Here is a 9,808-nt window from a genome sequence, read left to right on the forward strand (position 1 = left end):
TCGGGACCGGTTTATCGCTGCCGGAAGACCCGGAGAACTGCCAATATCGAGGTGGTCGCGATCAACCGATGTACCGTAGGTCGTCGTCCGGCACCGCCGGGCCGTCCTGCATCTCCTGGATCTTGCCGACGACCTCTTCCATCTCCTCGGCGCGGTCCTCCAGGCTCTCGTACTCGATGGTAAACTCGAGGTGGTCCGCGAGCACTTCGAGCACCGCGCGGGCGCTCTTCGGATCGACGAGGTAACCGCTCGTCTCGCCCATCAGGCAGGCGGCGTCGAACCCGCGCCGGCCGCCGAGCCCGAGCACGAGCCCGGAGACGCCGACGATGCCGCCGGCGGGCTCGTCCGGCCGGAACTCGACGCCGACCTCCTTCAGCCCGTCGACGAGGTCGCCGTCGGAGACCGCTCCGAGCACGGTGTACTCCTCGACGAGCTCGCCGGTCGGCACGCCGCCGAGCGCGAACGCGCGAGTCGCGCCGAACTCCTCGGCGATGTCGAGGAACGTCGTCGTGAGGGTGTAGTGGCCCTTGTTCGAGCCGGCTTGGTGGTCGCCGGTCAACACGAGCAGGTCGGTGCCATCGGTCTCGACGGCGTGGAACTCAGCACAGGTCAGCTCGGCGACGCCGTCGGCGTCGATGTTCACCTGCGGCGGGAACTCGGTGGTGTAGACGCGGCGGACTAACTCGCCGTCGAACTCCTCTAACAGGTGCTCGGCCGCGAGCTTCCCCACGTGGCCGACGCCCGGCAGCCCCTCGATGAGCACCGGGTCGTCGAGCTCCGGCGTCGCGACCTCGTCAATCTCGATGTCGTCCATACCGAGTCCGTCCGGGCGGGGCTCACAAGAGGGTGGCTATTCCGGTGTCGCTCGGACGCCGCCGGCGGAGCTGCGCTACGACTCTCGCCGACGCACCCGCCGCCGGTACTCCCCGTAGGGGTCTTCGGGGCTGAACGGCGCCGGCGCGCTGTTCTCCGTCGGCCCGTCGCACTCCGGGCAGCGACCGCCGAGCGCGTACACCGGCCGGTCGTGGGTGGTCTCCCAGTTCGCGCAGACGCGGATATCGGATTTCACGGGTTTGGAGGATGAAGTGTTGGGTGTGACGTGCGGAGGTGTCGAAAACGGACTGCGAGCGACTACTCGTCCTCTTCGTGACGCTCGCGGTGGAACCCGCCGGTGCCGCCGACCGACTCGATCGCCTCGCGGGAACGAGCCGCAGCGGCTTCGAGCTGGTCCTCGGCCGTCTTGTAGTTCGGCGCGCGAACCTTGATCCGATACTCGGGCGAGCCGACGTAGCCGACCTCGAGGTCGACGCCGTCCGGAATCTCGCCGTTGCCCTCGGCCGCGGTGAGCGCCTCGCGCACGTCGTCGACGCCGTCGGGGGCCGCGGACTCCAAGTCGACGTAGCCGGTCACCTCGACGTACGGCACGGAGACGTTGTCGCGGGCGGCCGTGACGATCGAATCGAGCGCGTCGGCGTCGACGTCGACGTCTTCGAGCGCCTCCTCGCCGCTGATCGCGGCCGCCTCGAAGGCGTCGTACAGGGAGTCGTACTCGACGAGGAGCGCGTTGGCGACCTCGGTGTAGCGGTCGTCGTCCACGTCCTCCCCGAGCGCGATCAACATCCAGTTGTCGGCCTTCTGCGAGTTCTTCCAGTCCTGAATCTTGTCCTTGCGCTGGTGTTCGTTGACGTCCTTGATCGACAGATCGATCTGGTTCGCCGACTCGTCGACGTCGAGCACCTTCGCGACGACCGTCTGTCCCTCGCGGACGTGGTCGCGGACGTTCTTGATCCAGCCGGAGGCGACCTCGCTGATGTGACAGAGGCCGCGCTTGTCCTCGTACTCGTCGAGGTCGACGAAGACGCCGAAGTCGGCGATCTCGTCGACGTCGCCGACCACCAACTCGCCGGGTTCGGGCCAGCCGCTGTACTTCATGACGGAGCGGTGAGGCGGTTACCGCGCCTCAACGGTTTCGACGATTTCGCCGTGGAGCTCGGCCTCCCCGCCGGTCGGGGTCGCGAGGGTCGTGCCGCAGACCGCACACGACACCACGGAGGAGGCTTTGCCGAAGACGACCTGTTCGTTCTCGCAGTCGCCGCAGGCGACGCGGTGGAAGCTTCCTGCCATGCTTACTCCTGGAACGTGAGCCGGCCGGCGCGCCAGCCCTTGCGCATGTGGGCCTTGCCGCAGTCGCCGCAGCGGTACTTCAGGTGGGTCTTCTTGGTCGGCTTGTCGCCACCGGGCACCTTCGAGTACCCGCCGGCGTTGCCGATCGTCGCGAGCGCGCGGCGTCGCTGGCGCGCGTCGCGTTTCATTCCGGTCGCCCGACCCGATCGAACCTTCTCCACTTCGTGCTCCTGATGGGAGTCACAGTGTGGACAGTACGTGTTGAAACGACGTGGCATCTCCATGGATATCGACCTTGAGTCGCGGTTCGTCGCCAACGCTTAAAACGGGTTTGGTCTGGTTCGCCTGCCCGAGTACACGCCCTTCTCACCGCTCCCACTCCGCGACCGCTCGCACCGGCGACCCGTCGCCGCCGCGCAGCCGGAGCGGGAAAGCGTACAGCCGGAATCGCGTCGGGAGACCGTCGAGGGCACAGAGGTTCTCGACGATCGGCAGCGAGTCGTTTAAAAGGACGTCGTGGGCGGGAGTGCCGTCCGGTTCGTCGGCGTTGGCGGGAGTGCCGTCCGGCTCGTCGTCGCGGACGGGTCCGGTTTCCGCCGCTGATCCGGTCGGCGTCGGGTCCGGCCCGAACGTATCGAGCCCGACGCCGACGCCCAGTTCGCGACACCGCTTCGCGGCCGCCGGGGTCAGGTACGGGTGGTCCCGGTACCGATCGGTCCCCCAGTGAGCCGCCCACCCGGTCCGGAGGACGAGGAGGTCCGCGGCAGCGTCGAGCGCGTCAGCGTCGAGCGCGTTCGAATCGGGGAGCGCTCGCGGTCGAATCGGCTCTCGGGGCTCCAGCGGTCGGAGGTCGACGAGCCGAGCGTCGAAGGCGAACTGCCCGGCGCCGATTGCATCGATCGTCTCGCCCTCCGGGAGCGTGTGTCGCGGCGCGTCCACGTGGGTTCCCGCGTGGGTCCCGGTTCGGAGTTCGCTCGTCGCGTAGCCGTCGGCCTCGTGGGTCGCGTCGGGCGAGAGCGTCACGTCGGGGTCGCCCGGATAGGTCGGCATCCCCGTCTCGATCGGTCGCGAGAGGTCGCGGAACACGGGTGGCGGTCGGCCCGCCGCGCGGTTAAATCGGTCGTCGCCGTCCGACGACTTCCGGGGCCCGAACGTATTTCCTCCACCCACCGCTCGGTGCGTGCATGTCGGAACTGCCGCTCGACGCCTACTACGACCTGACACGCATCGGCGAGGTCGCCGTGTCCCCGTCCGGCGACCGCGTCGCGTTCACCGCGACCGAGTACGATCAGGCCGCCGACGAGGCTGTCGCCTCGTTGTTCGTCGTCCCGACCGACGGCTCCCGTGACCCTCACCGCCTGACGAGCGCGTCGGGCGCCTCCTCTCCAGTGTGGGGGCCCGACGGCGACCGCCTCGGGTTCGTGGCCGCCCGCGACCGAGACACCGAGCATCGGGTCGGCTGGCGGGACCGAGAGGAGGAAGACGGGGCGGACGAGGAGGAGACCGAGGCGGACGACGAAGCGGACGAGGAGGACGAAACCCTCGAAAACGGCGACGAGGAGCCGAAACCGCAGGTGTGGCTGTTCGATCTCGCGCTCGGCGGCGACGCCCGACAGGTCACCGACCGCGACGAGGGCGTCGCCGACTTCGACTGGTCGCCAGACGGCGACCGACTGGTGATCGAGTCGCGCGACCCGACCGACGAGGAGTCCGCGTACCTCGATCAGGTGCGCGAGGAGGGCGGCCCCATCGAGACGACCCGGCTCCAGCACAAGGTGAACGGCGCGGGGTGGACCGACGACGTGACGACGTACCTCTTCGTGGTCGACCTCGCGGAGTTCGACGACCCCGACAGCGACCCCCGCCGACTCGACGACGCGTACGGCGGCGGTGCGTTTCAGGACCTCGCCGGCATGGACCCCGCGTGGGGCGAGGACGGCCAGATTGCGTTCACGTCCTGCCGGCTCGACCGCCCCGACGACACCACCGTCCGGGACGTGTACACGGTGTCACCCGAGGGCGGCGACGCCGAGCGGCTCACGGACGGCGATCTCACCCACGGCGCGCCGGCGTGGCGGCCCGGCGGAGACGAGATCGCGACCGTCGCGAGCGACCCTGACAACCCGCCCGCTCCGGCGGAGGTGTACCTGATGGAAGGGATCGCCGCCTCCTCGCCGGGCTCCCTCACCGCCGACCTCGACCGAACGGTCGCACGCGGGAGCGGGATCGAGTGGGTCGACGGCGCGATCTACACGCGGATCGCCGACGAGAGCAGCACTCGCCTGGTTCGCGTGGAGACCGACGGGACCGCGGAGCGCGCCTTCGAGGCGCAGGGTCGCGACCGCGCCATGGCCGCGTTCGACGTCGCCGCCGACGGCTCGACGGCGGCGACGGTTCTCTCAGATCCGGACGCCGGACGCGACCTGTACGCGGTCGACACTGACGACCTCGGCGCGGCGACCGACGGGGGCCGCGCAGCTGACGACGCGGCGACCGAGCCCGACTCCCTCCGGCGGCTCACCCGCGTCAACGAGTCGCTCACCGACGAGTTCGCGGTGCCGACGGCCCGCCGCGTCGAGTGGGAGTCGGACGGCTGGACGATCGACGGCGTGCTCTACCACGATCCGGAGGCGGATCCCGCGGACGGCGACCACCCGCTGGTCGTGGCGATCCACGGCGGACCGATGTCCTACGACGAGCCCGTCTTCAGCTTCGACCACGCCGCGCTGACGAGCCGCGGGTACCTCGTACTCCGGCCCAACTACCGGGGCGGCACCTCCCGCGGCCGGGCGTTCGCCGCCGAACTGACCGGCGCGTGGGGGACCGCCGAGGTCGACGACATCGCGGCCGGGGTCGAGTCGCTGGCCGACCGCGGGTGGGTCGACCCCGACCGCGTGTTCGGTCACGGCTTCTCGTACGGCGGGATCGCGCAGGGGTTCCTCGTCACGCAGGCGCCCGACCTGTTCGCGGCGGCGGCGCCCGAACACGGGATCTACGACCTCCGGTCGGCGTTCGGGACGGACGACACGCACACGTGGCTCGAGACGGAGTTCGGGCTCCCGTGGGAGGACCCCGAGGCGTACGACGCGGCGACTGCGGTGCTCGACGCGGGCGACATCGAAACGCCGCTCCTCGTGATGGCCGGCGGCGAGGACTGGCGGTGTCCCTCCTCCCAGTCGGAGCAGCTGTACGTCGCTGCCCGGAAGCAGGGCGTCGACGCCGAGCTGGTCGTCTACCCGGACGAACACCACAACATCGGCGATCCCGACCGCGCGATCCACCGCTTAGAGAAGCTCCTCGGCTGGTACGAGACGCACGACCCGGCGGTCGACGGCGACGACTGAGTTGCCGTCAGCGTCACCCGTGAGGGGCCGCCGTCCTCAGTGTTCGACGAACTCCACGAGTACCCCGCCCGTCGAGCGCGGATGGAGGAAGGCGACCTCGTGGCCCCACGCCCCGGGACGCGGCTCCTCGTCGACGAGGTCGATCCCGAGGTCGCGGGCGCGGTCGAGCGCCCCGGAGATATCGTCGGTCGCGAGCGCGACGTGGTGGATCCCCGGTCCCTCGCGGTCGAGGTAGTTGCCGATCGCGCCGCCTTCGGTCGGCTCAAGCAGCTCGAAGTAGCTGCCGTCATCGAGTTCGAGGAAGATGACCGCCATCTCGTCGAACGTCTCCTCGTGGGCGATTGGGGCGCCGAGCAGGCCGTCGAACAGGTCGGCGAGGTCGGTGGCGTCGCGCGTCGCGACGCCGACGTGGTCGAATCGCATACGACACCGATCTGACGCCGACGACTTATAAGGACCGAGCAGGAGGCGGTTTCCACCCGTCCCCGGCCGATATCCAAAGGTTTGGGTAGTAGCCGGGAGAAGCAAACACAGACCAGTGAGCGACTCAGAAGCCGACGCAGGGACAGAACAGATGTCGTCGCGAAACATCCTCGGCTCGCTGCTCGAGAGCGGACTCCACGAGATGCAGCGGGAGCGGTCAGGACTACTGCTCTCGGGGCTGTCGGCCGGGCTCGACATCGGGTTCGGCCCCCTGATGATGGCGGTGGTGCTGACGCTCTCGCCGGGGACCTTCGGCGACCTCACGACCGAACTGCTGTTGGCGAGCGTCTACTCTATCGGCTTCATGTTCGTCATCCTGGGCCGCTCGGAGCTGTTCACCGAGCACACGACGCTGGCGGTGATCCCGGTTCTCGACGGGCAGGCGTCGTTCAAACAGTTGGGCCGGCTCTGGGGGCTGGTGTACGTCGGGAACCTCGTCGGCGGGTTGTTGTTCACCCTGCTCGTCATCTTGTTGATGCCGGAACTCGGCGTCGTCGACCCGCAGTCCTTCGAGACGATCGCCCTGAAGCTCGTCCACCACGACCTTCCGTGGCTGTTCATCGGCGGCGTCTTCGCCGGGTGGCTGATGGGCCTGCTAGCGTGGCTCGTGACGGCGGCCCAGGACACGACCGCGCGGATACTCCTCGTGTTGATCGTCACCGGGACGATCGGGCTCCTCCACCTCCCGCACTCGATCGCGGGCAACGTCGAGGTGTTGTTCGGGCTGTTCGTCTCGGACGCGATCACGCTGACCGACTACGCCGGGTTCCTCGTTCTGGCGACGCTCGGTAACGCCTTCGGCGGCGGGGTGTTCGTCGCGCTGCTGAAGTACGGTCACGTCGTCCGCGGCGCGAACTGAGCTACCGACGACGCGGGCGGTCCGCCTATCTCCCCGGCTTGTACTCCCCGAACTCCTCGCGAAGCACGTCCGAGACCTCTTGGACCGTCGCGTACGCCTTCACGGCGTCGACGATGTGCGGCATCACGTTCTCCGACCCCTGCGCGGCCTCACGGAGCGACGCGAGCGCGTCGTCGACCGCGTCGCCGTCGCGGTCGGCCTTGACCCCGTCGAGGCGATCGCGCTGATTCTGCTCCTGTTCCGGATCGACCTCTTCGAGGTCCATCTCGGGCTCCTCATCGACTTCGAACCGGTTGACGCCGACGATGACGCGCTCGCCCGCTTCGATCTCGCGCTGCCGCTCGAAGGCGACGTCCTGTATCTGCCGCTGGACCCACTGGCTCTTGACGGCCTCCAGCATGCCGCCGCGCCGGTCGACCTCCTCCAGGATCTCGAAGGCGTCCTCTTCGATCCCGTCGGTGAGGTCCTCGACGTAGTACGAGCCCGCGAGCGGGTCGATGGTGTCGGCGGCGCCCGACTCGTGGGCGAGAATCTGCTGGGTGCGGAGCGCCGTGCGGACCGATTTCTCGGTGGGGAGCGCCAGCGCCTCGTCTTTCCCGTTCGTGTGAAGGCTCTGGGTCCCGCCGAGAACCGCGGCGAGCGCCTGATACGCCACCCGGACGACGTTGTTCTCGATCTGTTGGGCGGTGAGCGTCGAGCCGCCGGTCTGGGTGTGGAACTTGAGCTGTTTCGATTTCGGGTTCTGCGCGTCGAACCGCTCTTCCATGATCTGTGCCCACATCCGGCGGGCGGCGCGGAACTTCGCGGCCTCCTCGAAGATGTTGTTGTGGGCGTTGAAGAAGAAGGAGAGCTGCGGCGCGAACTCGTCGACGTCGAGCCCGGCGTCGATCGCGGCCTGCACGTACTCGATCCCGTCTCCGAGGGTGAACGCGACCTCTTGGGCCGCCGTCGAGCCCGCCTCGCGGATGTGGTACCCCGAGATGGAGATGGTGTTGAAGCTGGGCGTCTTATCAGCGCAAAACTCGAAAATGTCGGTGATGAGCCGCATCGAGGGCTCGGGCGGGTAGATGTAGAGGTTCCGCGCGATGTACTCTTTCATGATGTCGTTCTGGATCGTTCCCCGGAGCTCCGCTCTGGGGACGCCCTGTTTGTCGCCCATCGCGACGTACATTGCGAGGAGGACGGCGGCGGGGGCGTTGATCGTCATCGACGTCGACACCTCGTCGAGGGGGATCCCGTCGAACACCGTCTCGAAGTCGTCCAAGGTGTCGATGGCGACGCCCGAGCGCCCTACCTCGCCCTCGGCCATCGCGGCGTCGGAGTCGTATCCCATCTGCGTCGGGAGGTCGAACGCCATCGAGAGCCCGGACGAACCCTGATCGATGAGGTAGTTGAAGCGCTCGTTCGTCTCCGCGGCGGTGCCCATCCCCGCGTACTGGCGCATCGTCCAGAGCCGACCGCGATGCATTGTCGAGTAGACGCCGCGCGTGTACGGCTCCTCGCCCGGGTTGCCCACGTCCTCGCGGTAGTCGTGGTCCGGGATGTCGGCGGGGGTGTACAGCGGATCGACCTCCAGTCCGCCCGTGTCGGTGGTGAACGACTCCTTGCGCTCCCCGAACCGGTCGACGGTCTCGCCGTAGGTCCCCGACTCCCACGACTCCTTGGCGTCCCGGATCGCGTCCAGTTCCTCAGGATCGTACATTAGTACCGAAATCGCGCGAGCGGGACTTAACTTTTCGGCGGCGACGTTCACGTCGGTCGCCTCCGGTCGGTCTCCGAACGCCTCGACCCCCCGCAGACGGTCGGTTTCAAGTGACGCCCGGTCGATATCGGCGTATGGACGTCCTCTCCGATTCGGCCGAGCGCTTCCTCGCCGCGACGGCGCCCGAGCACACCGCGACGCAGGCGGAGATGGCCGCCCTCGCGGGCGACTGGGGCTTCCCCATCATCGGGCCGGAGGCCGGCGCGGTCCTCCGGCTGCTCGCTCGGCTGACCGACGCCGAGCGCGTCTTCGAGTTCGGCTCCGGCTTTGGCTACTCCGCGACGTGGTTCCTGCGCGGCGGCGCCGACGCCGTGATCTGTACCGAGTTCGACGAGGACGAGGCGAAGCGCGGGGTCCAGTTCGCCGCCGACGGCGGCTACGCCGACAGCGTCACCTTCGAGGTCGGCGACGCGATGGAGACGATCGAGCGCTACGACGGCCCCTTCGACGTCGTCCTTATCGACCACCAGAAAGGCCGATACGCCGACGCCTACCGCACGGTCCTCCCGAAGGTCCGGACGGGGGGCGTGATCGTCGCCGACAACGTCACGCGGGGGCCGATCGACTTCGGCGACCTCGTCGCGCACTTCGAGGACGGCGCGCCGCTGCCTGACCCCGAAGTCGACGGCGAAACGCGGGGAATCGGCGAGTACGTCGGCACCGTGCGCTCCGACGACGCGGTCGAGACGGCGATCCTCCCCGTCGGCGACGGGATCGCGGTGTCGACGAAGGTGGCGTGAGGGAGCGGCGTCGCGGCTGTTTATAAATGGACATGCTGTCGGCGCGTGCCTCCGAGCGGCCAACGGCCGCGAGTGAGCACGCGCGAGGGAGCCCGCGGCCGCTTTCGGCGGCCGCGGCGAGGCTGGGGAGGCGTGAGGTGCGGTTGCAGTGCGGGCGGGTGGGATTCAAAGGGGCAGTCACGAGGCGGGCGCAGGCGACACAAGCACCGCAACGAGGGAGCGAACGAAGTGAGCGACCGAGTGAGGCGCGCAGCGAGCGTGCGCCCGCCTCGTGGCTGGGGCTTTGGAGGTGTTCACCCCCGATCCGGAGTCAGCCATTTATAAGCGATCGACAGATCCGACGCCCCCACATCCAACGCTGTTCGACACCGCGTGTGACATCCTCCTCGCCGTAAACGGCGCGGCTTCCCGTACCGCAGGTGGGATATTTGCTGGTCTACGACACGACCTGTTCTCGCGGTGCAAAGCATCCGCTCTCGCGGTCGAACAGGTATGT

Annotated in this window: 11 protein-coding genes; 3 read left to right on the plus strand and 8 right to left on the minus strand. The window is 68.6% G+C overall.

Going from position 1 to position 9,808, the window contains the following annotated elements:
• Positions 1-61 precede the first annotated feature (61 nt).
• The 6 genes from ACNS88_RS16395 to ACNS88_RS16420 all read right to left on the minus strand — a co-directional run bounded on the left by ACNS88_RS16395 (position 62) and on the right by ACNS88_RS16420 (position 3,210).
• The gene (locus ACNS88_RS16395; protein WP_435100040.1) at positions 62-814 is read right to left on the minus strand and encodes a proteasome assembly chaperone family protein; all 753 of its coding nucleotides are present in this window, start codon (positions 812-814) and stop codon (positions 62-64) included.
• 75 nt (positions 815-889) lie between these two features.
• Positions 890-1,069: an RNA-protein complex protein Nop10 gene (locus tag ACNS88_RS16400; protein ID WP_435100043.1), complete on the minus strand. Its 180-nt coding sequence runs from the start codon at positions 1,067-1,069 to the stop codon at positions 890-892.
• 62 nt (positions 1,070-1,131) lie between these two features.
• Positions 1,132-1,932 (minus strand): translation initiation factor IF-2 subunit alpha, encoded by an 801-nt coding sequence (locus ACNS88_RS16405; protein WP_435100046.1) that lies wholly within the window; start codon positions 1,930-1,932, stop codon positions 1,132-1,134.
• Positions 1,933-1,950: 18 nt separating this feature from the next.
• Entirely contained in the window at positions 1,951-2,124 is a 174-nt protein-coding gene (locus ACNS88_RS16410) for a 30S ribosomal protein S27e (RefSeq protein ID WP_008004084.1), read from the minus strand.
• A gap of 2 nt (positions 2,125-2,126) precedes the next feature.
• Positions 2,127-2,408, minus strand: coding sequence for a 50S ribosomal protein L44e (locus ACNS88_RS16415; RefSeq protein WP_418284969.1), 282 nt, complete (start codon positions 2,406-2,408; stop codon positions 2,127-2,129).
• Positions 2,409-2,490: 82 nt separating this feature from the next.
• Entirely contained in the window at positions 2,491-3,210 is a 720-nt protein-coding gene (locus tag ACNS88_RS16420) for a cyclase family protein (RefSeq protein WP_435100050.1), read from the minus strand.
• Between the two features lie 98 nt (positions 3,211-3,308).
• Between ACNS88_RS16420 and ACNS88_RS16425 the strand changes: the two genes are divergently transcribed.
• Positions 3,309-5,468 (plus strand): S9 family peptidase, encoded by a 2,160-nt coding sequence (locus ACNS88_RS16425; protein ID WP_435100053.1) that lies wholly within the window; start codon positions 3,309-3,311, stop codon positions 5,466-5,468.
• 36 nt (positions 5,469-5,504) lie between these two features.
• On the opposite strand, the gene mce is transcribed toward ACNS88_RS16425, so the two are convergent.
• Positions 5,505-5,891 carry a methylmalonyl-CoA epimerase gene (mce, locus tag ACNS88_RS16430; protein ID WP_435100056.1) on the minus strand — a complete coding sequence of 129 codons (387 nt, stop codon included), beginning with the start codon at positions 5,889-5,891 and terminating at the stop codon, positions 5,505-5,507.
• 115 nt (positions 5,892-6,006) lie between these two features.
• On the opposite strand from mce, the gene ACNS88_RS16435 reads away from it, so the two are divergent.
• Positions 6,007-6,810, plus strand: a complete 804-nt coding sequence (locus tag ACNS88_RS16435; protein ID WP_435100059.1) for a formate/nitrite transporter family protein — start codon at positions 6,007-6,009, stop codon at positions 6,808-6,810.
• Between the two features lie 25 nt (positions 6,811-6,835).
• Here the strand turns inward: ACNS88_RS16435 and ACNS88_RS16440 are convergent, their stop codons facing one another.
• Positions 6,836-8,512, minus strand: coding sequence for an acyl-CoA mutase large subunit family protein (locus tag ACNS88_RS16440; RefSeq protein ID WP_435100062.1), 1,677 nt, complete (start codon positions 8,510-8,512; stop codon positions 6,836-6,838).
• A 134-nt stretch (positions 8,513-8,646) separates the two neighbouring features.
• Between ACNS88_RS16440 and ACNS88_RS16445 the strand changes: the two genes are divergently transcribed.
• Positions 8,647-9,312 carry an O-methyltransferase gene (locus ACNS88_RS16445; RefSeq protein ID WP_435100065.1) on the plus strand — a complete coding sequence of 222 codons (666 nt, stop codon included), beginning with the start codon at positions 8,647-8,649 and terminating at the stop codon, positions 9,310-9,312.
• Positions 9,313-9,808: the final 496 nt, after the last annotated feature.

This window comes from Halorubrum shenae (genome assembly GCF_051194165.1).
Lineage (GTDB): Archaea > Halobacteriota > Halobacteria > Halobacteriales > Haloferacaceae > Halorubrum.